This is a genomic window from Clostridia bacterium (assembly GCA_017438525.1).
In the GTDB taxonomy this organism is placed as follows: domain Bacteria; phylum Bacillota; class Clostridia; order Oscillospirales; family RGIG8002; genus RGIG8002.
In genome coordinates, this window is record JAFRVI010000076.1 from 12,114 (window position 1) to 35,316 (window position 23,203).

The window sequence follows — 23,203 nt, forward strand, 5'->3', positions numbered from 1 at the left end:
AAGTATTGATAGTCTGACTATCAATAATATACAATATTTTTACCCGTTTGTCAACGGTTTTTTCACATTTTCTTCACAATTCGGGAGATAAAAAGGGCAGCCCCGCCGATTTGGGCGTGCAGATAAGGCCTTATCTGCACGCCCTTTGACGGGGCTGCGCGGTTTTTGCCGTATTTGCGGAATTCGCTTTCCTTATGCGGACGGATGCGAAAGGCGCGGGGCCTCTCGCTTCGCCGGGGACGACGGACGGGAGGTTATCCCAGACTGCTTTCGTCGGCGAGCTTCGCGGCGACGCGGAGGATCGCGAGCGCGTCGTTGACCGCGATATGTCCGTCTCCGTCGATATCGCCTATCTGTAACGCTTCGGGCGTTTCCGCAACGAGTTTAGCGGCGATGCGGAGCGCGGCGAGCGCGTCCGCGACGGATATGGAGCCGTCCTTGTCGAAGTCGCCCTTTTTGACGGAGGGCGACGCGCCGCCGTTGAAGTATACCTCGACCGCGTCGACGTCGAGCACGAACTGATCGGTGCAGTTAAAGTGGCGGATCATAACGCGGATCGTCTTGCCCGCGAAAGCGCTGATGTCGGCGGTGTACTGCGCGTACGTCCGACCGTAGTTTATCACCGTTTCGGGAATGACCTGTGTTTCGGTACCGTCGGGAGCGGAGCTTTCGCTGACGTAGACGGCGAAGTGCTCACGGTAGTCGCTGGTATCCTGACCGCACGCCCAGAGCGAGAGGGTGACCAAACCGTCGGCGGGTATGGTGACCGCGGGAGAGACAGCCCAGTTGTCGGGAGTCAGCGGGCCGACTTGGTTAACGTAGGATTCGGAGATCAGTATGCCCGTACCCTCGTAGACGTCGAATTTGTCGGTCGTGCTCATGTTCCACTTCCAATTATAGCCGTCGCCGTCGGAATCGATGAAGGTCCAGCCCTCGGCGGCGGGATCCTGCTCGAAGTAGAAACCCTTTAATACGTCACCCTTGCCGGGGAGAACGGTGACGGCGCAGCCGGCGGCGAAGCCGCCCTGCGCGGTGGTCGCGGTTATGGTCGCGTAGCCCTCGCCGACGGCGTGGATAACGCCGTCCTGCGTGACTGTGGCGACGCTTTCATCGGTGGATTCCCAGACGACGTTGCGGTTCGTCGCGAAGAGCGGGAGGACGGTCGCGTACGCGACGAAGTAATCGTCGACTGTGAGTTCAACTGCGGGGGGCGTAACGATAATGCCGGCGGCGTTGGCCGACGTGAAGGGGCTGGCGGGCTCCGCCGACGGAACTATGAACATACCGACCAGCTCGGCTCCGCCGCTGCAGGCGCGTCCGACGAGGGCCGCCTCGCCGGTGTCCTTCGCTATGCGGTAAATGCCGTCGGTATCCTCGGCGCAATGCGCCCAGTAGAAGCAGTGGCTGTCGAAGTCATAAGCGATATCCTGCGCGTATTCGGCGTCGATGTTGTTGTTGCGTATCGAACGCGCAGAGGCGGTATCGAGGTCGATGCTGTAGAACGTGCCGTAGGTGTCTACGCCGTAGCCGACGCCGTTCTCGTCCGCGGCGATGGCGATCAGATTCGAGGGGAGCGAGCCGATCGCGTCATATTCGAGCGTAATCGGATCTATTCTGACGAGCGTCTTGTAACCGTCTGCGGAGAACAGGGCGAAGAGCTTGTTGCGCGTGTAGTCGTAGGTCATTGAGAGCGGCTTATAATTTGAGTCAAAGCAATTGAAGACGTAGGTGGCGTTGCTCATATCGCTGAGCGGCGCGACGAAGAAGTTGCCTTCCTTTTCGATAACGAATACGTAGCCGTACGCGTAGGCCGTGGCATAAGCGGAGGGCGCATCGGCGTATACGCTGAAAGATGAGGGGTTTACGGAGTTGAACGTAGCCCACTTGCCGTCGTTATTACTATCCGCGTTATCATAAGCGATGATCGCGTGGATATCGACGCTTGCCGGCTGGATTTTGACGACCTTGGGCTCCGAGTTGTCTTTGTTGAGTACGGAGCCGTTGGAGACTTTCGAGTTCTCGGGGGCGGTCACGGAGCAGGCGTTGAAGGAAATGCCGCCCTTCCAGCCGTTTATGACCTTGCCGTTTTCGCACTGGGCCTCGACGCTCGATGCCGTGAAAACGAGGGAGTTCGAGCCGGTAGAGACCAGGCCGCCGGTCGCTCCTTGCGCGTAGACGCTGGCGTTGTCGAAGGTGACGGTCCTGCCGCTGCCGGAGCAGAGCAGAGCGTTGCCCTGCAGCGACATAAGCGAGAGCTTGCCGCCGCGGGAGGTTATCACGGTGTCGCCCGTAACGGCGAGTCCGGCGTAGGCGCCCATAGACATCAGCGTTGCGTTGGCGGTGACGATTATCTTCAGGCCGCCGATCTCGCTGTAGACGACGTGCTGGCTGTGGGACGCGCTGCCTATTATGAAGAACTCATTTGCGATCGGGTCGTAGGAAAACTTCCCGTCGCCCGCGGGGTCAAAGCAGTTGACGCTGTTGACCTGCTGTCCCTTGATATAGAGCGGATAGCTGTCTATGCCGACGCGGACGTTGTCGATGGCGAAGTAGTCGCCCTCCGGGTCGTCGGTATCGTCCTTGTTATATACCCACATAAGGGTGTGAGCGCCGGCGGGAAGGAGCGCAATGAACTGCGTCCAATCGTTATCGAGCGCGCCGAATTGGAAGACGAGCTCGCTGTCGATGTAGAATTCACAGGCGTCCCACGCCGTGCTTTGTCCCTCGCCCCACGCCTTGTAGTCGAAGAATACGGAGGTATCCTTCGTCGGCGCGACGCTCATGCTTATCGACGAGTATGAGCCGCTCTGCCCGGCGTTGCCGGACATGGCGAAGGTTCGCCCGCCGTCGTTCTGAACGATCCACGGCACGTTGTTGTCGGTGTTGCTGCTGATGAAGTGCAGGTTGCCGCCGGAAACGTTAAGCGCGGTGTCGAGGTCGCTCGCCGCAGCGGCGGTGATCGCCGTCAGCGGGAGCAGTCCGAGCAGGAGCGCGAACGCGAGCAGCACGGAGAGTAAGCGTTTTTTCATAATAAACCGTCCTTTCGTTGATCCCGAAGGGAGTAATATTCTGATAATATAATAACCGCATCAAGCGGAATTTGTCAACCGAAAAAATAATTACACTATCAATCCGATCAGCTCGTCGGGTGAATCGACGATCGTTTCCGCGCCGACGGAGCGCAGGAAAGCGGCGCCGCGAAAGCCCCACGCGACCGCGATCGCGGGCAGTCCGGCGTTGGCGGCGGTCTGCATATCCACCTCGGAGTCGCCGATATAGACGGCTTCGGAGGCGTCCGCGCCGAGCGCCTTCAGCGCGGCGAAGACGGAGTCCGGCGCGGGCTTCGGCTTCGAGCCGGCGGTGACGCCTATCTGCGCCTCGAAAAGTCCGGGGAAGAAGCGTTCGCAGAGCGCGCGTACCTCCGGTTGTGACTTGTTGGAAACGACGGCGGTGCGCACTCCCGCTTTTCGCAGCGCGGCGACGGCTTCGACGACGCCGTCGTAGGGGCGGGTGTTGTCGGCGCAATGCGGGCCGTACCATTCGCGGAAATCCGCGTGCAGCTTATCGAATGCGGCGCCTTCGGCGTCCGGTGCGGCGCGGCGCAGCAGCATCACGATGCCGTTTCCGACGAAGGAGCGCACCTCGTCGAGAGTCCGCTCGGGGCGGCCGGAGAGCCGCAGCGCGTAGTTCAGCGCGTCCATCAGGTCGCGCAGCGTGTCAAGTATCGTGCCGTCCATATCGAAGACGGCGCATTTGTATTTCATTCCGGAAATCTCCCTGAAAAGCAGGAAAGCCCCCGAAATTATTTCGGGGGCTTCCTCCGTTTGTTATTCTCTGTATTCCTCGATCGTGAAGGCCTCCAGCACGTCGCCTTCCTTGATGTCGTTGAACTTCTCGAGCTTGATGCCGCACTCGAAGCCGCTCTTGACCTCCTTGACGTCGTCCTTTACGCGGCGCAGGGAGTCCATTTCGTCCTCGGCGACGACGACGTTGTCGCGCAGGACGCGGATCTTGCTGCCGCGGACGATCGTGCCGTCGGTGACGTAGCAGCCGGCGATGACGCCGAGCTTGGAGACCTTGAAGGTCTGTCTGACTTCGGCGTGGCCGCCGACGACCTCGCGGAACTTCGGCGCCATCATGCCCTTCATGGCGGCCTCGATCTCCTCGATGCACTGGTAGATGACGCGGTAGAGGCGGATATCGACGCTGTTCGCCTTCGCGGTCTCGGCGGCGGTGGCGTCCGGACGGACGTTGAAGCCGACGATTATCGCGTTGGAGGCGGAGGCGAGCATGACGTCGCTCTCGTTGACGGCTCCGACGCCGCCGTGGATTATATTCACGCGGACCTCCTCGTTGGAGATCTTCTGCAGGGAGGCGCTGACCGCCTCCACGGAACCCTGAACGTCCGCCTTGACGATGATGTTGAGGTCCTTCAGCATACCTTCCTGAATGCGGGAGAAGAGGTCCTCGAGCGTGACGTTGCCGGCGTTCTTGGACTGATGCTCGCGCTCCTCGACGCGGCGCTGCTCAACGAGCTTGCGGGCGAGGGATTCGTCCGCGACGACGTTGAAGACGTCGCCCGTTTCGGGCACTTCGGCGAGACCGGTGATCTCGACGGGGGTGGAGGGGCCGGCTTCCTCGATGGTCGCGCCTCTGTCGTTGGTCAGCGCGCGGACGCGGCCGACGCTCTTGCCCGCGATGATTATATCGCCGGCGCGGAGGGTGCCGTTCTGCACCAGCAGGGTGGCGACGGGGCCGCGGCCTTTGTCGAGGCGGGCTTCGATGACGATGCCCTTCGCGGGACGGTCGGGGTTCGCCTTGAAGTCCTTGACGTCCGCGGTCAGAAGCAGCATTTCAAGCAGCGTGTCGAGGCCTTCTCTGGTCTTGGCGGAGACGGGCACGCAGATGTTTTCGCCGCCCCACTCCTCCGGCACGATGCCGTATTCGGTGAGCTCCTGTTTGACGCGCTCGGGATTCGCGCCCGGGCGGTCGATCTTGTTTATCGCGACGATGACGGAGACTCCCGCCGCCTTCGCGTGGTTTATCGCCTCGACGGTCTGCGGCATGACGCCGTCGTCCGCGGCGACGACGAGGATCGCTATATCCGTCGCCTGCGCGCCTCTCGCGCGCATCGCGGTGAACGCCTCGTGGCCGGGGGTGTCGAGGAAGGTTATCAGCCGGTCGTTGAGTTTGACCTGGTAGGCGCCGATGTGCTGGGTTATGCCGCCCGCTTCTCCGGCGGCGACGTCGGAGTGGCGGAAGGCGTCCAGCAGGGAAGTCTTGCCGTGGTCGACGTGTCCCATGACGACGACGACGGGCGGACGCGGAACGACGTTGCCTTCGGCTTCGTCCTCGCCCTCGGCGATGTGGAGGCGCTCTTCTATCGTGACGTGGACCTCGCGCTCGACCTTCGCGCCGAATTCGTCGGCGATGATCGCGGCGGTGTCGTAGTCGACGGTCTCGGTGACGTTCGCCATAACGCCGACGCTCATCAGCTTCTTGATGACCTCGGCGGCGGTCTTCTTCAGACGGGTGGCGAGCTCGCCGACGGTGATCTCGTCGGGGATGGTTATCTTGAGCTGCGCGTTGCGCGCCTTCTCGAAGGCGATGCGCTTCATCTTCTCCGCCTCGGTGTCCTTGCGGCTCAGCACGGGACGGCGGAAGCCCTGCTTCTTGCCGACCTTCTGCTTCTGGCGGGAGAGCTCCTTCTGACGCTCGGGTACGAGATTGTCGATGCGCTCGTCGTAGCGGGCGAGGTTGACGCCCACGAGGCCGGACTTCGTGTCGACGACGCGGACGGTCTGCGCTCCGCGGATGGGGCGCTCGCCCTTCGGCTTATCCTGCTTCTGCGGACGCGGCGGGATCGCGGCGCCCTGCTGCGCGGGCTTGCCCTCTTTCTGCTCGGGCTTCTGCTCCGGCTTCGCCTGCTTTTCGGCGGGCTTCTCCGGTTTCTTTTCCGGCTCGGCGGGCTTCTCCGGCTCCTTCGCGCGCGGCTCGTTGGCGGCGGCGAAGTAGGCGAGCAGCGCTTCCGGCTTCGGCTTGCGCGTATCGAGCACGGTCTGGAAGATGATATCCAGCTCGTCGAGCTCGAGGATCGCGCCCGACGCTCTCTCCGCGTTGAGCTTATCCTTGAGAATGGCGCTTATGTCCTTTGCCTGCATGTCGAGATCTTTCGCAAGATCGCCGAGCTTGTATTTATTTAACATACGCTTTCCTCCGTAACTTTCAGAATGGCGGCGGCAAGTCCCTTGTCCCTGACGCCTGCGACGGTAGTTGCTCCCGAGCCGACGGCCTTGCCGAGCGCGGCCTTGTCGAAGCCGCCCGTCAGCACGGGCACACCCGCTTCCTCGCAGGCGCGCTTCGCCTTTTCGGCGGTGCGCTCACCGTCCGAGGCGAACACCGCGAGCTTCAGTTTGTGACGCTTCAGCGCGGCGAGCGTCTTGTCGACGCCCAGCTCGGCGTTCCGCGAAACGACTGCGAGCCCGAGGTAATGAAGTATTCTTTCGTCAGCGGTCACTTTATCGCCTCCGTCAGCTCTTTTTCGAGCATATCATAAACCTCCGGCGGTATCTGCCTGTCGAACGCGCGTTCGAGCCGACGCGCTTTCCTTGCCTTCGCGAGGCAGGCGGGGTCGGCGCAGACGTATGCGCCTCTGCCGGCGGCCTTGCCGGTCGCGTCGAGGAATACCTCGGCGTCCTTCGGCGAGACGACGCGGAGCAGATCGCGCTTCGGCTTCGATTCGCCGCAGCCGACGCATTTTCTCATCGGGATCTTCTTTTCCTTCAAATTGACCTCCGGATCATTCGGCGGCGATCACATCGCCGGCTTGATGTCTATCTTCCAGCCGGTCAGCTTGGCGGCGAGGCGGGCGTTCTGGCCCTCCTTGCCGATCGCGAGCGAAAGCTGATCCGCGGGAACGGTAACGTGGCAGGTGTGCTCCTCCTCGTTGACGTCGACGGCGATGACTTCGGCGGGGGAGAGTGAAGCGGTGACGAACTCGGCGATATCGTCGCTGTAGCGGACGATGTCGATCTTTTCGCCGCGCAGCTCCGTCTTGATGTTGTCGACGCGGGTGCCCTTCTGGCCGATGCAGGCGCCGACGGGGTCGACGGAGGGATCGTTGGAGGCGACGGCGACTTTGGAGCGGCTGCCGGCTTCGCGGGAGATGGCGCGGATATCGACTATACCCTCGTTGATCTCCGGCACCTCGAGCTCGAAGAGACGGCGCACGAGGCCGGGATGGGTGCGGGAGATGACGATGCGCGGTCCGCGCTCGGTCTCCTTGACCTCGACGACGTAGATGCGCACGCGGCTGCCCTCGGTGAGATATTCGCCCTTGACCTGCTCGGATGCGGGCAGGACGATGCTGTTTCTGCCGACCTCGAGGGTGGCGTTTCTGCTGACACGGTCAACGCTGGTGACGAGCGCGGTGATTATCTCGTGCTCTTTGCCGCGGAAATCGGCGAGCAGCTTGAGCTTCTCGGCCTCGCGTATCGCCTGGATTATGACCTGCTTGGCGGACTGCGCGGCTATGCGGCCGAACTCCTTGGTCTGTATCTCCTCGACGACCTCGCCGCCGAGCTTCGCTTTTTTGTTTATCTTTTTCGCTTCCTCGAGCGTGAGCTGGCAGTTCTCGTCGGTGACGTCGTCGATGACGGTCCAGCGGCGGATGAGACTGATGGAGGAGGTCTCCTCGTCTACGAGCACTTCGATGTTGTCGATGTTTCCGTCGTCGCGCTTTACCGCCGTTTCCAGCGCCGCGCGGACGCGGTCCAGCATATATTCCTTGGAAATGCCGTTCTCTTTTTCGAGCATATCCAGCGCTTCAAAAAATTCCTTGTTGACCATTGTTTTGCTCCTTTTCGATTTTCTCCTTTGTATGTGATGTCGGCCGACCCGTGCCGGCCGTTATTAAAAACTAAAAATCCAGCTCCTCGTGCCGGCGCAGGGAGGCGACGGCGCTTTTCGGCACCGCGGTACCGCCGATGACGAAGCCGTCGGCGTCGAAGGAATCGAGCGTGCCGATCAGCTCCTTGCCGCCGCCCAGGGCGGTGTAGAGCTTCGCGCGGACGTTCATTCCGACGGAAGCGGCGTAATGCTCCGGCGTTTTCAGCTCGCGGAAGATGCCGGGCGAAGAAACCTCGAGGTTGTAGGACTGCTCGATGGGATCGGCCTCGTCGAGCATCGGGTCGATGGCGCGGCTGACGGCTTCGCAGTCGTCGATGCCGATGCCTTCCGGACTGTCGATATAGAGCCGCAGATAGTATTCGCCGCCCTCGCGGACGAACTCGAGATCCCACAGCTCGACTCCGCAGTCGGCGGCGGCCTTCTGCGCCAGCGGGAGCACCTTTTCCTTGATATTCGCCATTTATCGCACCTCCGCAAAAAAGGTCTTAACAAACGCTTGAGAGTGGGCGCGAACCCACTCTCAAAACAAAACCTTCATTAACAATGTCATTCTAACACGCGTTTGCGAAAAAATCAAGTCTTTTTTGCAAAAAATCAGTGCACGCGCTTATACATTCTTTCGTAAGCCGCGAGCTCGTCCTCCGTCAGTATCTCCGTATCGACGAGATCGAGCTGTTCGCGGGCGAGGGAATACTTGCCGTTTATGATATGCATACCGGCGCTGGCGATCGCGTCGAGCGAAGCGATGCGCGCCGCGTCCGCCTCCGCCTGCGAGGAGAGCTCGTCGTTCTGCGCCGTTATTTCGTCGATGCGGTTGTTCGCATCGGCTACGAGCTTGCGGAGCGTGTCGTTTTCCTGCTGGATGTTGACGAGGGTGGTCTGCGCCCGCTGCGCGCCCTGCTGCGTGACGTCGACTTCGTTTTCAAGCCGCTTTGTGTTGCGGACGTTGATTATCAGCGACATAGTTATCAGCAGCGCCGCGACGACGAAGAGCACCGCGCCGTAGATGACTACAGACATAACGGATTTCTTTTTTTCTTCTGTCATCTGCGATCATCTCCGTTTCCGGAAAGGCGGTTGACGAGGTCAATCAGATCGCCCTCGCCGCAGTAATCGACGGTGAGCTTGCCTTTTTTATCGCTGCCGCTTATGGTTACCCTGCGGCCGAGTTTTTCCTTCAGCACTTTTTCGGATTCGACTATCAGCGCGGTGCGCGAAACGGCCTTCGGCGCCGGCTTCTTCGCGGGCTTGCCGGCGGCCTTCGCCAGCTCTTCGCAGGCGCGGACAGAAAGTCCCTCCGCGGCGCAGCGCGCGGCGAGCGCGGAGGCCTGCGCGGCCGGCAGCGCGGCGAGCGCCTTGGCGTGACCGAGCGAAAGCTTGTCCGCGCGGAGAAGGTCGAGCACGTCGGCGGGAAGGGAGAGTATGCGGAGCAGGTTCGCGATCGCGCTTCTTGGCTTGCCGAGCTCGGAGGCGAGCGCCTCCTGTGTCAGCCCGTGTTCGTCCATGAGCTTGCGGCAGCCCTCGGCGGTCTCAACGGGGTTGAGATCCTCGCGCTGCAGGTTTTCGATAAGGGCGATGACGGCGGCTTCCTGCGCGTCGGGACGGCGGATCATCGCCGGCACCTTCGTGAGCCCCGCCATACGCGCGGCGCGCCAGCGGCGTTCGCCCGCGATTATGACGTAGCCGTCGAGCGCTGTCGGCTGAAGGATCAGCGGCTGGAGTATCCCGCGCTGCTTTATCGAGTCCGCGAGCTCCGCGAGGGATTCCTCGTCGAAGGCGCGGCGCGGCTGTTCGCGGTTGGGGGATATGTCGTCGATATTCACCAGCTCGCAGGCGCTTTCGTCAACGGTATTTTCGGCGAAGAGCGCGTCGAGCCCCTTGCCGAGTCCGGTAAGTTTAGCCATACGTTTTTCCTTTCTGCGTTCGGCGAAGCCGAACTCTCGTCCCGAAGGGACACATCGTGCGCAAATGCGCATATCGCTACCTGTCGTTCGCGATTATCTCTTTCGCCAGCTCCATATAGGCGAGCGCACCCTTGGAGCTGCGGTCGTACTCGAAGATGTTTTTGCCGAAGCCGGGCGCTTCGCTGAGCCGCACGGTGCGCGGGATGACCGTCCTGAACACCTTGCGCGGGAAGAACTTCTTGACCTCTGCGGCGACCTGGTTCGTGAGGTTGAGCTGACTGTTATACATCGTCAGCAGCACGCCCTCGAGGTCGAGCGAAGGGTTGGGGCCGCGCCGCACGAGGCGTATCGTCGCCATAAGCTGCGAAAGCCCGTCCAGCGCGAAAAACTCCGTCTGGAGCGGCACGAGCACCGCGTCCGCCGCGACGAGCCCGTTGAGGTTGAGCAGGCCGAGCGCGGGCGGAGAATCGATGATGATATAGTCGTAATCGCCGCGGACGAGGTTGAGCGCGTCGCGCAGGCGTGAATCGCGTTTTTCAAGTCCGGCGAGCTCGAGCTCCGCGCCCGCGAGGTCGACGGTGGCGGGCAGCAGATCGGGTTTGCCGTTTTCCGTGCGGATTATGGTGTCGGCGACCTTGGCGCCGCCGATGAGCACGTCATAGATCGTCGCGGAAAGCTCCTTTTTGCCTATTCCGCAGCTGACGGTGGCGTGTCCCTGCGGGTCGATGTCGGCGAGCAGAGTCTTTTTGCCGCAGAGCGCAAGCGCGGCGGCGAGATTGACGGAGGTGGTCGTCTTGCCGACGCCGCCCTTCTGATTTGCGACCGCTATTATCCTGCCCAAAGCGCACACTTCCCTTCGTTACCGCGGTTGCGGATTTCTGCATTTTCCGTTTCATACATTATAGCACATGCGCGAAGAAAAAGAAAGAGTTATTTTCCGCGCCCTGCAAAGCGCGCCCTACTCCGCCATTTTGCCGGAGTTTTTCAGCTTCGGGAAGCCCCACTGCCGCAGCGCCTCGAAGACGCCGACGGCGACGGAGTTGGAGAGGTTGAGCGAGCGCGCCTCGTTTATCATCGGGATGCGGACGCAGCGGTCGCGTTCGCGCTCGAGCAGCTCCTCCGGCAGTCCCTTCGTCTCGCGGCCGAAGATCAGCCACGCGCCGTCGGGATACTCGACCTCGGTGTAGGCGCGGGGCGCCTTCGTGGAGAAAAAGAAGCGTTCGCCGCCGCACTCGGCGAGGAATTCGCCGAGCGAGCCGTAGTAGGTGACGTCGAGCAGCGGCCAGTAGTCGAGACCGGCGCGCTTCAGCTTCGCGTCGTCGATCTTGAAGCCCATCGGGCCGACGAGGTGCAGGCGGCAGCCCGTCGCGGCGCAGGTGCGTGCGACGTTGCCGGTGTTCTGCGGTATCTCCGGCTCGACCAGGACGATATTCAGCGCGGGCATAAGCATACCTCCGTAAAGCGTTTTCCGCCTTTTCGGGAGAGGCGGTTTTCAACCTTCACCGATAAGTATAACCTCCGCCGGCCGATACCGCAATAATTATTGTAATTTTTTTGAAAAACTTGATAAAAAACGCTTTATATTTGCCGATATATATGGTACAATTAGAATCGATAATATATAATCCCACAATATGTAGTATTTCGGGTGAAGATATGGCGAATTTCGAACAGCGCGTCGCCCTCGGAAGAAACGCGGTCGCGGAAGCGATGAAGGCGGGCGAGAGCGTACAGTGCGTATACGTTGCCAACGGCGTTTCGGAATCGGAGGTCTCGCTGCTCCGGCGACTCTGCCGCGAAGCGGGCGTTCCGCTGAAAAACGTCGACCGCCGCAAGCTTGAAAAATACGGCAGCAAAAACCAGGGCGTCGTCGCGCTTCTCGCGGACGCCGAATACTCCACCCTCGAGGACGTTTTCAAGCGCGCCGAGGAGAAGGGCGAGCCGCCATTCATAATCGTCTGCGACGGCATCGAGGACCCGCACAACCTCGGCAGCATAATCCGCAGCGCCAACCTTTTCGGAGCGCACGGAGTCATAGTGCCGAAGCGGGGCGCGGCGGGGCTGACCGCCGTCGTTTCAAAAGCGTCCGCGGGCGCGGTCTGGCATACGCCGGTCGTCCGCGTGACGAATATAACCGAAACGCTGAAGGAACTGAAAAAGCGGGGGCTCTGGGTTTACGGAGCCGACGCGGAGGGCGTTTCCGTCGACGGCGACGTCGATCTTTCGGGCGCGGCCGCGCTCGTAATAGGCGCCGAGGGGGACGGTATCTCCCGCCTCGTGCGCGAGAACTGCGACGTTATGCTTTCGATCCCGATGCGCGGCGATATCGAGTCGCTGAACGCTTCGGTCGCCGCCGGGATCCTTATGTATCTGTTTATGGAGGGACGCAAATGAGCAAGGAAAGAGAAAAGGAATATCTTGAAAAGTTAGGCGTGCCCTCGAAGGACTATTCGGGAGTGCCTGTCGACCGCACCTTCTCGCTGGACGACATCCTGCGCGAGATCGAGGGAGACAAGGCGGTGCCGTTCGCGAAGGAGGAACCGAAGCCCGAGCCCAAGCCCGAGCCGAAACCCGAGCCGAAACCCGAGCCCGTAAAAGCGCCTGTCATCCTGAACGAAGTGAAGGATCCCACGCCTTCCGCAGAACCTCTGCAAAAGGAAGGGGATTCCTCGTCGCCGGCGGCTCCTCGGAATGACAGTCACGCGCCCGCGCCGGAGGCGAAACCCGCGCCCACAGCGGAAGAAAAGCCCGCGCCCGTGCAGCTTCCGGAGCCGGAGATCGCCGCGACCGTCCGCGTTCCCGCCGTGAAGAAAAAGCGCCCGTCGCTTGAGGATACCCGCAGTCTGAAGCTTTTCAGCACCATCGAGATCGAGGCGCAGCCCGAGGAATACGCCGTCACCGTCGAGGAGGGCGGCGAGCCGAAGGTCGAGGGCGGCACGGTCGTTTTCGCGCCGCCGGCGAAGGAGGAGCCACCGAAGAAGCGCGCTCCGCGCAAGCCGCGCAACAGCGAGGCGGAGCCGGATCAGCTCTTCTTTGACGGAGCCGGACCGGTCAACGTGATGACAAACGCCAAGGAGCCGCCGGCGGAGAAGGCGGACGCCGACGCCGTCGCCGCGGGCTTCAAGGAGAGCGTTGAGAACAATATCAGAGAAAACGTCCGCAAGACCTACAACGTGCCCGAGCCGGAAGAAGCGGCTCCGGACGAGGAAGCCGAATACCACGGCGAGCCGGATGATTACTACCTTGTCGAAGAGGAGCTTCGCGCCCGCCGCAGCGACGGCGTGCTTAAGACCGTTTTCCTCGCGGCGTGCTCACTGCTGCTGCTCATCATCGACGTTTTCGCGCTGAAATCCGAATCCGCGGCGACCGAACGCGACATCGCCGTAGTCTATCTTTTCATCAGCGCGGTCGTCAGTCTGCTGACGCTTGCGTTCAGCATTCCCTTCGTCAAGCGCGCGTTCGCGCAGCTTCAGTCGCTGAAGATCCGGGCGGAATCCGCCGCCGTGATATGCACGGCCGTCGCGGTGATACAGAATATCGCCCTTATAATAGACCCGTCATACATATCCGAGGGAACGGTCGGAGTCTATAACTTCCTGCCCGCCGTGATGCTGTTGTTCATACGGCTCGGCGACCTGCAGATGGTGCGCCACATCCGCGGCAACATGAAGTTCGTCAGCGAGCGGAAGCGGCTCGCCGCCGCCGTGATGGTCGACGACGAGGAGCTCGCGGAGGACGTCTCCGGCGGCCAGATCTCCGGCGAAGCCCGCCTCTGCGCGCCGCACCGCACCGACGCCGTCGTCGGAGTGGTCGAAGCGTCCTCAAAGGAGAGCGACGCGGATAATTCCGTCGGCAAGCTCTTCATCGGAGCCGCCGCCGCGGCGCTGCTGATCGCGCTCGTTTCGGCGATCTGGAGGGGAGCGTCCTTCGGCATCGCGCTGTCGGTGTTCACCGCCGCGCTCTGCGCCGGAACGCCGCTGATGAGCATTTTCGTCACCGTTCTTCCGCTGACGCGTATCAACCGCCGCCTCAACCGCAAGGGAGGCGCGATCCTCAACTTCGAGTCCGCCGTTGCCATCGCGGAGGCGAACGGCATCGTCATTTCCGATACGGACGTTTTTCCGGACAGATCCATAATCCTGCACGGGATGAGTCTTTTCAACAACGCGCCGATGGACGGCGTCATAGCGGATACCGTCAGCGTGCTTAACGCCGCCGGCGGAGCGCTCGGCAAGGTCTTTGAGGGCAGCGTCGCCGATAAGTCCATCCTGCGCGAGATAGACAGCATCGAATGCGTCGACGAAATGGGCGTCGTCTGTCGCAGTCAGGGCAGGGAGCTCCTGCTCGGCAGCCGCGACTTCATGAAGGCGTATCAGATACCCGTCCCGTCGTCGAGCTACGAGGCGCGCGTTTCCGGCGGAGACCGCCACGTCTTCTACCTCGCCTCCGATATGCAGCTTTGCGCGATGTACGTCGTGACCTACGGCGTCGCGGACGTCGCCAAGCGCCGCCTGCGCCGCGCCGAGGACGCGGGGCTGACGCTGCTCATCGCGACGAAGGACACCAACGTTACCAAAGAGATACTTTCCAACCGCATGAAGCTCAGCAACGCGACCGTCAAGGTCATCAGCGCCCGCGCGCTCGACAAGCTGGAGCGCAGGTATAAGAAGGCGCGGAGCATTTCCGCCGGCGTCGTCGTCGGCGATGACTGCTGCGCCCTGCCGGAAGCGGCCGTCTGCGCGTCGAAGCTCAAGAGCAGCGTGGCGTTCAATATCGCGGCGCTGATCGCTTCCGCGGTGATAGGCCTGATCTTCGTCGCGGTCTTCTCATTCGCGGCGACGCCGTCGGCGATCGAGGCGTGGAAGATACTCATCTACGCGCTCTTCTGGACGCTGCCCGTGCTGGTGCTGTCGTCCTCGCATAAGTAAAAAAGGAGTACCCCAATGACAGAAAAAGCAGTAGAACATTTCAGACAGCTCATCGAAGAACAGCTCGCGCGCGTCGAGCGCATGAAGGCGGACGCCGGCTTCGTCGACTACGCGGCGCTGGATAAGCTCGTCATCGGCGTCTGCGGCGGCGACGGCATCGGACCCGTCATCTCCCGCGAGGCCGCCCGCGTGCTCGAATACCTGCTCGCCGGCGAAGTCGCCGCGGGCAAGGTCGAGTTCCGCTATATCGACGGGCTGACGATAGAGAACCGCGTCGCCTGCGGCAAGGCGATACCGGACGACGTCATGGCGCAGCTTAAAGGTTGCCACGTCATCCTCAAAGGCCCGACCACGACTCCCCAGGCGGGCGGCGATATGCCGAACATAGAGAGCGCGAACGTCGCCATGCGCAAGGCGCTCGACCTCTTCGCGAACGTCCGTCCGGTCAAGATCCCCGAGCAGGGCATAGACTGGACCTTCTTCCGCGAGAACACCGAGGGCTCCTACGTCCTCGGTTCGAAGGGCGTGAACGTCACCGACGACCTCGCCTTCGACTTCACCGTCACTACGAAGCAGGGCAGCACCCGCATCGCGCGCCTCGCCTACGAGTTCGCGCGCGCCAACGGCAAGCCCCGCGTTTCGCTCATCCAGAAGGCGAACGTCATCAAGACGACGGACGGCAACTTCCTGCGCGACTGCCACGCCGTCGCGGCGGAGTACCCCGAGATAATCACGGACGAGTGGTATATCGACATCACCACCGCGAAGCTGCTTGACGAGAAGCGCCGCCGCGACTTTTCCGTCTTCGTGCTGCCGAACCTCTACGGCGACATCGTCACCGACGAAGCCGCGGAGCTTCAGGGCGGCGTCGGCACCGCCGGCTCCGCGAATATCGGCACGCGCTACGCGATGTTCGAGGCGATCCACGGCTCCGCGCCGCGTATGGTCGCCGAGGGGCGCGATATCTACGCCGACCCCTGTTCGATGCTCCGCGCCGCCGTGATGCTGCTCAACCACGTCGGCAGGAACGGCAAAGCCGCGCTGCTCGAGCGCGCGCTTGATATCTGTATGATAGAAGAAAAACGCCTGACCATAACCGGCCGCAGCGACGGCGCGACCTGCTCCGCCTTCGGCGACTACGTTATGGAAACGGTGGAAAAGCTGAAGTAGAGCGTTCGTATCGGCTCCCCTGTGCAAGGGGAGCTGTCGTCGCCGGAACGGCGATGACTGAGGGGTTGTCGGCTTCCGGAAAGCCGGCTGAGTAATTTTCACAACCCCTCCGTCATTTTTGCAAGCAAAAATGCCACCTCCCCTTGCACAGGGGAGGCATACCAACGCCACACAAGGAGGAACCCCATATGTCAGTCTACACCAACATCGCCCTGCAGCTCTGGAGCTGCCACGAAGACGCCGAAAACGACCTTGAAGGCACCCTGCGCCGCCTCGCCGGGACGGGCATAAACGGCTTCGAGCATTTCAAGGTCACCGACTACACGCGCGACGAGTTCGCCGCGCTTATGAAGGAATACGATATGCAGACTCCGTCCATCCACCTCGGCTACGAGCTGTTGCTCGAGCACTGGCGGGAATACTGTGACTACCTGCTCCCGCTGGGGCTGAAGCGCTTCGTCATGCCCGGCTGGCATCCGCAGAACGACGACGAGTACTACCGCTTCGTCGAGGGCTTCGACGAGCTGGGCAGAAAGATCCGCTCCGCCGGCGCGGACCTGCTCTATCACAATCACATCGTCGAGTTCACCGAGTGCAAAAAGGACGGCAAGCCATACTGGTTCCGTATGGCGGAGGACTGCCCGGAGATCGCCTTCCAGCTCGACTGCTACTGGGCGAAGCTCGGCGGCTGCGACATTATGGAAATGCTGGATAAATACCCCGACCGCATCCGCAGCTTACATATCAAAAACGGCAAGGGCGAACACCCCTCCTGCGATATCGACAAGGGTATCATCGACTTCGAGCCGATCCTCGCCCGCGCCGAACAGCTCGGTATGGACTGGACGGTGCTGGAGTTCGAGGCGGAGCCGAAGGATACCTACGTCTTCTGCGAAAACGCCGTCAGATACATCAAGGGGCTTAAAAAATAATATACTCTCTGTATAATTATTCAAAATAATTCTACCCGGAGGAAAACTATGGGAAAAGTAATGCTTAAAAAATACGAAGGCAACCCGATAATCACGCCGAAGGATATGCCGTTCAGGTGCGAAACGGTCTACAACGCCGGCGCCGCGAAGCTGGGGGACGAGTATATACTCCTGCTCCGCTGCGGCAGAACGGACGGCCGCTCGGTCTTCGGCCTCGCGCGGTCGAAGGACGGCTACAACTTCGAGATACATCCCGAGCCGGTCTTTCAGAAGGCGGAGAGCGGGATATTCAAGAACCCCGAGAACAAGGGGGTCGAGGATCCGCGCGTCACTCAGATAGGGGATACCTACTACATCTTCTATTCCTGCTTCGCGACCTACGGCTTCCAGATAGGCATCGCGAAGACGAAGGATTTCCTGCACATCGAGCGCATGGGACTTACCACCGCGATCGACTACCGCAACTGCGTGCTTTTCCCGGAGAAGATAAACGGCGAATACGTCCGCTTCGAGCGCCCGAACTTCGCGAACGCGGGCAACAGCGGCATCTTCATCAGCTATTCGCCCGACCTGATCCACTGGGGCAATCAGCAGTTCATCATGACGACCGACCCCTACGATATATGGCAGGATAACAAGATCGGCCCCGGCGCGCCCCCGATAAAGACGCCGCGCGGCTGGCTGAATATCTATCACGCGACCACGAACACGATGGCGGGGCAGATCTACCGCCTCGGCTGCGCGGTGCACGACCTGAACGATCCGCGCAAGGTCATCGGCAGGATGCACGACTTCATCCTTGCGCCGGAAGCGCCCTACGAGCGCAGCGGCTACGTCGCGAACGTCGTCTTCACCTGCGGCGCGGTCGCGGACGACGACGGCACGCTGAAGGTCTATTACGGCGGCGCGGATACCGTCATGTGTGTCGCGGAGGGCAATATCGAGGAGCTGGTGGACGCCGCCCTCGCCGACGGCCCCGACACTACGGTAAAGGTCGAATTCTGACCTCGGCAAAGACCGGGACCCGACCTCTGTCATTCCGGGCGTAAGCGAGGGATCTCCCATAATAAGCGGGGATTGTAAAGATAAAAAACAAAGGGTAGAGGGAAACGAATGAGGCACGTATTCATCATCAACCCGAACACAGTCAAAAAACTGCGCTCGAAGCTTGTTTCCGACGTTGAATCCGCCTGCGAAAAGGCGGGCGTCGATTGGGAAATATACTATACCGACGCGCCCCGCGCCGCTGAAAAGTACGTCCGCGAGCTGGCGGAAACGGGCGCGTCGCTGCGTTTTTACGCCTGCGGCGGCGACGGCACGATAGCGGAGGCGGCTAACGGCGCTTTCGGCTTCCCGAACGTCGAGATCGCGGCGATCCCGTCGGGAACGGGCAACGACTTCGTGCGAAACTTCGCGCCTGCGGAGGCGTTCACCGACGTCGCCCGCCAGATAAACGGCAGGGCGGCGGCGTTCGACCTGATAAAAGCGAACGACCGCTTTGCCGTCAACACCATAAACATCGGCTTCGATTGCGCGGTGGTCGACCTCGTCGAGCGCAGGCGCGGCTTCCCGCTTTTCAAGGGTGCGAACGCCTACACCGTCGCCGCGTTCCTCGAGATGTTCCCGATGCCGAAGTGCGAGCTGAAGCTCGAATGGGACGGCAGGGTCGAGGAAAGACGGCTGACGCTCTGTTCGATAGCGAACGGGCGCTACTGCGGTGGCGGCTTCATGTCGAATCCGACCGCGCGGCTTGACGACGGGCTGATAGACGTCTTCCGCGCCGACGGAAAGGTCGGCCGCGTCGGCTTCCTGAAGCTTGTCGGCGACTACCGCAAGGGCACCCACCTCGAGAATCCGAAAATGAAGGATAAGCTCGATTATTTCCAAACGAAAGAAATGACGATCAGCGCCGCCGAGCCGTTCAGATACTGCTCCGACGGTGAAGTCATGACCGCGGACGAGCTGAAGATATCGGTCGTTCCCGCGGCGCTGCGCTTCGTAATTCCGGAGGGCGCCGCGCTGACGAGCTTGTGACGCGCGCCGCGGCGCGTTTTATGAAAGAGAGGATAAAGAGAGGATAAACTTATGAAAAAAACCGCTGCCGTCATTCTCACGCTGACGCTGCTGCTCGGACTCTTTCCGGCGGCGCTCGGACCCGTGACCGCGAAAGCGAACACTTACAAAAATATCGTGAAAACGCTGTATGAAAACGCCTTCGAGACCAACCCCTTCAAAGGGAGCTGGACGAGCAAGGACGCCGACGGAGACGGACACGACTGGACTTTCTTCACTTCTTCGAGCGCAGTCGCCCACAGCGGCAACGGCGCTATGATGTCGCGCTCCTACGACGACGCCGGCCACCCGCTCTTCCCGAATAACTGGCTCGTTTCGCCCTATATCGATATCCCGCTCACCGGTTATACGTATATCGGCTTCTGGGCGAAGGGTATGGACGCGGATCGCCCCGAGGAATGCTTCAACATCAGTTATATAGATAAAGAATTACCCGGCGCGCCTACCGTGCTGTCACAGACCTGTACCACCGGCGGCGAATGGAACTCATACGTTTTTGACCTTACGCAATTCGCCGGCAGGACGATATCCATCGTCATAGCGCATACGCAGCCGGAGTCCGCGTTCAATCATTCCGCGCTCTGCATCGACGATTTCCTCGTTGATAATCACAGGTCCGTTGCGTGCATGCTTGACGAGGATTTCGAGACGGATCCCTTTGACAGAGGATGGGAAGCGATCGAATACGACGGCGACGGCTTCAACTGGGATTACTATTACGGAACGGGCTCACAAGGCAGATCGCACGGCGGAAACGGCTCCGTCTTTTCGCTGTCTTACGACGAAGCGGCGGGCAAACCGCTCGAAACGATCCACTGGTTGTATTCGCCATACTTCACCGTGCCGGAGGATGACTGGACGACGCTTCGCTTCTGGGCGAGGGAGTTCGATCCCAAAGGCACGAAGAATGATTATTTCAGAGTCGCGTATAAAGTGCAGGGAGGCACCAACGCCTACGTCATCACGGACACAACGAAAACGGCGGCCAACTGGAAAGAATATACCGTCGACCTGACCGGTCTTGCCGGCAAAACGGTGCAGCTCGTTTTTATTCACTCGACTTATAACGGGTATCAGCTCTTACTGGACGATATATCCGTCACCAACGAGAAGGACCCCTACGGGATATACAGTTACGATTTCGAGGAAGACCCGTTCCTGAACGGCTGGACGAGGACGGACGCGGACGGGGACGGTATCGACTGGTTCTGGTCGCATCCCGTTCCGACGCTGCAAGACGGCACGCGCCTTTCGCGCAGCGGAACGGGCGCGGTCTGCTCGGAGTCGTTCTACGATACGAAGGCGCTGACGCCGAATAACTGGCTCACGAGCCCCTTCTTCGACGTCCCGGCGGAGGGCGAAACGACGGTTTACTTCTGGGCGCGCGGCTCCGCGACCGGAGCGGACGCCGAGAAATTCAACGTCAGCTATTTGATTTACGGCGAGCCGCAGATCCCGACCGTGATTTCGGAGACCTTCACCTCGAAATACGAATGGCAGCGGTTCTCCGTGACGCTGCCCGATAACCTTAAAGGCAAGCGCGTCCGCGTCACGATCGCGCATTGCGACTGCACGGATATGTACCGCCTCTACCTCGACGATTTCTACGTGCGCTGCGTGCCGCCTGAGAAGGCGGACGTGATGAAGGGCGATATGGATAAAGACGGCGAAATCACCGTAGCCGACGCCCTCATGGCGCTGCGCATCGCGGCGAAACTCGCCGACGCGAGCGACGAAGCGGTCGCCGTCGGCGACGTCGACGCCGACGGAAGCATCACCGTAGCCGACGCGCTCGCGATCCTCCGCGTCGCCGCGAAGCTCGCGGATCAGAGCAGTCTGGGATAACTCCGCTCGCGATCGCGCTCAAATAACAACGAAAGGTCGGTCAAAGCATGCTTGAAACCATACGCATTTCCGCCGAGCAGGTCGCGATGCTGTTCGTGCTCATCGCGGTCGGTATAATCCTGCGCCGCGCGCACATCTTCGAGGGCAAGGGCATCACCTGCGTGACCGATATCCTCTTTTACATCATCAGCCCGGCGATAATCATCGAGCGCCTCGTGCTGACCGCGAAGGAGAACGGCGAAAACGCCTTCGCCATCCTCGGCTGGTCTGCGCTCGCTTCGGCGGTCGGCTTCGGAGTGCTATTCGCGGCGGTGACGCTGATATTCATCGGCAGGAAATCCCGCGACGTGAACGCCGTGAAGTATTCCGCGATCTTCGCGAACATGGGCTTTATGGGCATCCCGCTGGTCGAAGGCATACTCGGCAAGGAAGCGACCGCCTACGTCGGCGTTTCCGTCGCCGTCTTCACGATGCTGAACTTCATCGTCGGCATCTCGCTCTTCACCGAGAACCGCAAGAAGCTGCTTTCGGTCATCCTCAACCCCGGCACTATCGCGATAATCGCGGCGCTCGGGATAATCTTGCTTCCCGACGCGGTCACGGACAGCGAGCCGATGAAAATAATTATGAATCCGGTCTCCTGGCTCGCCTCGGCGCAGACGCCGATGTCGATGATGCTCTGCGGAGCGATCCTCGGCGGCGTTACGCTGAAGGGCTGGTATAAGGATAAGTATATGTGGATCGGAGTCGTGCTGCGTCTGCTGCTGCTTCCGGCGCTGACGACGGCGGCGCTGCTCGCGCTTCCGCTGATACTGCCGATCCAGCGCGAAATAGTCGTGGCGCTCGCCATCGCGTTCGCGTGTCCGTCGGCGGTCGCGGGCGCGATGTTCGCCGAGAAGTTCGGCGGCAACACCGACCTGCTGACCAAGACCGTCGCGATCACCACTCTGCTTTCAATAATCACGATACCCGCCGTGTGCGCCGTCTGTCAGGCGGTCGCGTAGGGCTTGAATAAGTTTATATATCATTTATAAAGGAGTCTTGTAAAAATGCTTGACATCAGAAGGATCAGAGCCGACCTTGAGGGCTGCAAAAAGCTCCTCGCCGGCAGAAACGGAAACTACGATCTCGACGCGCTGCTCGCCGCCGACGACGAACGCCGCGCGCTCATCGCGGAAGCGGACGCCAAAAAGCAGCAGCTGAACGCCGTCTCCAAGGACATCGGCATCAGAAAGAGCCGCGGCGAAGACGCCTCCGAGGATATGGCGCAGATGAAGGCGCTTTCCGACAGTATAAAGGAATACGACGTCAAGCTCCGCGAAGCGGAGGAGAAGGTCAGAAATATGCTGCTTTCGATCCCGAACATCCCGAACGAATCCGTTCCCGTCGGTCCGGACGACACCTATAACCGGGAGGTCCGCAGGGTAGGCGAGGTGCGCGACTTCGGCTTCGAGCCGAAGCCCCACTGGGAGCTCGGCGAAAAGCTCGGCATCCTCGATCCCGACCGCGCCGCGAAGGTAACGGGCGCGCGCTTCCACTTCTACAAGGGGCTCGGCGCGCGGCTCGAACGCGCCGTCATGTGCTTCTTCCTGGATACCCACACCGCCCACGGCTACACCGAGATATTCCCGCCGTTCATGGCTAACCGCGCCTCGATGACCGGCACCGGCCAGCTCCCGAAGTTCGAGGAGGACGCCTACAAGGTGACCGGCACCGACTGCTTCCTCATCCCGACCGCCGAAGTGCCGGTGACCAACTACTACCGCGACGAAATACTCGACGGCGGCGAGCTGCCGATAAAGTTCTGCGCCTACTCCGCCTGCTTCCGCTCCGAGGCGGGCAGCGCCGGCAGGGACACCCGCGGCCTTATCCGTCAGCACCAGTTCAACAAGGTCGAGCTGGTCAAGTTCACCACCCCGGAGAGCAGTTACGAAGAGCTCGAAGAGCTGACTCACGAGGCGGAGCTGACGCTTCAGCTGCTCGGCCTGCCTTACCGCGTCGTATGCCTCTCCAGCGGCGATATGGGCTTCTCCTCGGCGAAGACCTACGATATCGAGGTCTATATGCCGTCCTACGGCAGATACGTCGAGATTTCCAGCTGCTCGAACTTCGAGGATTATCAGGCGCGCCGCATGAGCATCCGCTTCAAGCGCGATATAAAGGGCAAGGCGGAGCTCGTCCACACCCTCAACGGCAGCGGCCTCGCCGTCGGCAGAACCACCGCCGCGATACTCGAGAACTTCCAGCAGGAAGACGGCAGCGTGGTCGTGCCGGAAGTCTTGCGTAAGTATATGGGCTGCGACGTAATAAAATAAAGCGAAACGCCGAACACCTCCCTCAGACGAGGGAGGTGTCGACGCAGGCGACGGAGGGAGGGAAGGCCCTGCCTTTGCCGCGATGATTTGTATAAGGGAAAGCGTTTTCCCTCCCTCAGTCTTGAAGG

At 61.0% G+C, this 23,203-nt stretch carries 20 protein-coding genes; 9 read left to right on the forward strand and 11 right to left on the reverse strand.

Translation table 11 applies throughout. From position 1 onward, the window contains the following. Nucleotides 1-254: 254 nt before the first annotated feature. The 11 genes from IJL83_07300 to trmL form a co-directional block, all read right to left on the reverse strand. Nucleotides 255-3,029 carry a choice-of-anchor J domain-containing protein gene (locus IJL83_07300; protein ID MBQ6553400.1) on the reverse strand — a complete coding sequence of 925 codons (2,775 nt, stop codon included), beginning with the start codon at nucleotides 3,027-3,029 and terminating at the stop codon, nucleotides 255-257. A 90-nt stretch (nucleotides 3,030-3,119) separates the two neighbouring features. Then, entirely contained in the window at nucleotides 3,120-3,764 is a 645-nt protein-coding gene (locus IJL83_07305) for an HAD-IA family hydrolase (GenBank protein ID MBQ6553401.1), read from the reverse strand. A gap of 63 nt (nucleotides 3,765-3,827) precedes the next feature. Further along, complete coding sequence (infB, locus tag IJL83_07310) at nucleotides 3,828-6,206, reverse strand: translation initiation factor IF-2 (GenBank protein MBQ6553402.1); 2,379 nt, start codon at nucleotides 6,204-6,206, stop codon at nucleotides 3,828-3,830. Then, nucleotides 6,200-6,517, reverse strand: a complete 318-nt coding sequence (locus IJL83_07315) for a ribosomal L7Ae/L30e/S12e/Gadd45 family protein (GenBank protein MBQ6553403.1) — start codon at nucleotides 6,515-6,517, stop codon at nucleotides 6,200-6,202. Before IJL83_07315 ends, infB begins: the two co-directional genes overlap by 7 nt. Continuing rightward, nucleotides 6,514-6,765 (reverse strand): YlxR family protein, encoded by a 252-nt coding sequence (locus IJL83_07320; GenBank protein ID MBQ6553404.1) that lies wholly within the window; start codon nucleotides 6,763-6,765, stop codon nucleotides 6,514-6,516. The genes IJL83_07315 and IJL83_07320 overlap by 4 nt, the downstream gene beginning before the upstream one ends. A 48-nt stretch (nucleotides 6,766-6,813) precedes the next feature. Further along, complete coding sequence (gene nusA / locus IJL83_07325) at nucleotides 6,814-7,848, reverse strand: transcription termination/antitermination protein NusA (protein MBQ6553405.1); 1,035 nt, start codon at nucleotides 7,846-7,848, stop codon at nucleotides 6,814-6,816. A 70-nt stretch (nucleotides 7,849-7,918) separates the two neighbouring features. After that, nucleotides 7,919-8,368 (reverse strand): ribosome maturation factor RimP, encoded by a 450-nt coding sequence (locus IJL83_07330; protein ID MBQ6553406.1) that lies wholly within the window; start codon nucleotides 8,366-8,368, stop codon nucleotides 7,919-7,921. A gap of 134 nt (nucleotides 8,369-8,502) precedes the next feature. Next, a complete protein-coding gene (locus IJL83_07335) occupies nucleotides 8,503-8,955 on the reverse strand; it encodes a hypothetical protein (GenBank protein MBQ6553407.1) in 453 nt (150 codons plus the stop codon). After that, a complete protein-coding gene (locus IJL83_07340) occupies nucleotides 8,952-9,812 on the reverse strand; it encodes a ParB/RepB/Spo0J family partition protein (protein MBQ6553408.1) in 861 nt (286 codons plus the stop codon). Before IJL83_07340 ends, IJL83_07335 begins: the two co-directional genes overlap by 4 nt. A 76-nt stretch (nucleotides 9,813-9,888) precedes the next feature. Further along, nucleotides 9,889-10,653 carry a ParA family protein gene (locus IJL83_07345; protein MBQ6553409.1) on the reverse strand — a complete coding sequence of 255 codons (765 nt, stop codon included), beginning with the start codon at nucleotides 10,651-10,653 and terminating at the stop codon, nucleotides 9,889-9,891. Nucleotides 10,654-10,770: 117 nt separating this feature from the next. Beyond that, nucleotides 10,771-11,256: a tRNA (uridine(34)/cytosine(34)/5-carboxymethylaminomethyluridine(34)-2'-O)-methyltransferase TrmL gene (gene trmL, locus IJL83_07350; protein ID MBQ6553410.1), complete on the reverse strand. Its 486-nt coding sequence runs from the start codon at nucleotides 11,254-11,256 to the stop codon at nucleotides 10,771-10,773. Nucleotides 11,257-11,468: 212 nt separating this feature from the next. Between trmL and rlmB the strand changes: the two genes are divergently transcribed. The 9 genes from rlmB (at nucleotide 11,469) to serS (ending at nucleotide 23,075) form a co-directional block, all read left to right on the forward strand. Beyond that, on the forward strand, nucleotides 11,469-12,206 hold the full coding sequence (rlmB, locus tag IJL83_07355) for a 23S rRNA (guanosine(2251)-2'-O)-methyltransferase RlmB (protein ID MBQ6553411.1): 738 nt from the start codon (nucleotides 11,469-11,471) through the stop codon (nucleotides 12,204-12,206). Then, entirely contained in the window at nucleotides 12,203-14,740 is a 2,538-nt protein-coding gene (locus tag IJL83_07360; GenBank protein MBQ6553412.1) for a hypothetical protein, read from the forward strand. Before rlmB ends, IJL83_07360 begins: the two co-directional genes overlap by 4 nt. Before the next feature lie 15 nt (nucleotides 14,741-14,755). Then, nucleotides 14,756-15,910 carry an isocitrate/isopropylmalate dehydrogenase family protein gene (locus IJL83_07365; GenBank protein MBQ6553413.1) on the forward strand — a complete coding sequence of 385 codons (1,155 nt, stop codon included), beginning with the start codon at nucleotides 14,756-14,758 and terminating at the stop codon, nucleotides 15,908-15,910. 188 nt (nucleotides 15,911-16,098) lie between these two features. Beyond that, nucleotides 16,099-16,842 (forward strand): sugar phosphate isomerase/epimerase, encoded by a 744-nt coding sequence (locus tag IJL83_07370; protein ID MBQ6553414.1) that lies wholly within the window; start codon nucleotides 16,099-16,101, stop codon nucleotides 16,840-16,842. 48 nt (nucleotides 16,843-16,890) lie between these two features. After that, the gene (locus IJL83_07375) at nucleotides 16,891-17,847 is read left to right on the forward strand and encodes a glycoside hydrolase family 130 protein (protein ID MBQ6553415.1); all 957 of its coding nucleotides are present in this window, start codon (nucleotides 16,891-16,893) and stop codon (nucleotides 17,845-17,847) included. 108 nt (nucleotides 17,848-17,955) lie between these two features. Further along, the gene (locus IJL83_07380; GenBank protein MBQ6553416.1) at nucleotides 17,956-18,876 is read left to right on the forward strand and encodes a diacylglycerol kinase family lipid kinase; all 921 of its coding nucleotides are present in this window, start codon (nucleotides 17,956-17,958) and stop codon (nucleotides 18,874-18,876) included. A gap of 51 nt (nucleotides 18,877-18,927) precedes the next feature. Next, complete coding sequence (locus IJL83_07385) at nucleotides 18,928-20,760, forward strand: choice-of-anchor J domain-containing protein (GenBank protein ID MBQ6553417.1); 1,833 nt, start codon at nucleotides 18,928-18,930, stop codon at nucleotides 20,758-20,760. 47 nt (nucleotides 20,761-20,807) lie between these two features. Beyond that, complete coding sequence (locus IJL83_07390; GenBank protein ID MBQ6553418.1) at nucleotides 20,808-21,764, forward strand: AEC family transporter; 957 nt, start codon at nucleotides 20,808-20,810, stop codon at nucleotides 21,762-21,764. A gap of 45 nt (nucleotides 21,765-21,809) precedes the next feature. Continuing rightward, complete coding sequence (serS, locus tag IJL83_07395) at nucleotides 21,810-23,075, forward strand: serine--tRNA ligase (protein MBQ6553419.1); 1,266 nt, start codon at nucleotides 21,810-21,812, stop codon at nucleotides 23,073-23,075. Nucleotides 23,076-23,203 lie beyond the last annotated feature (128 nt).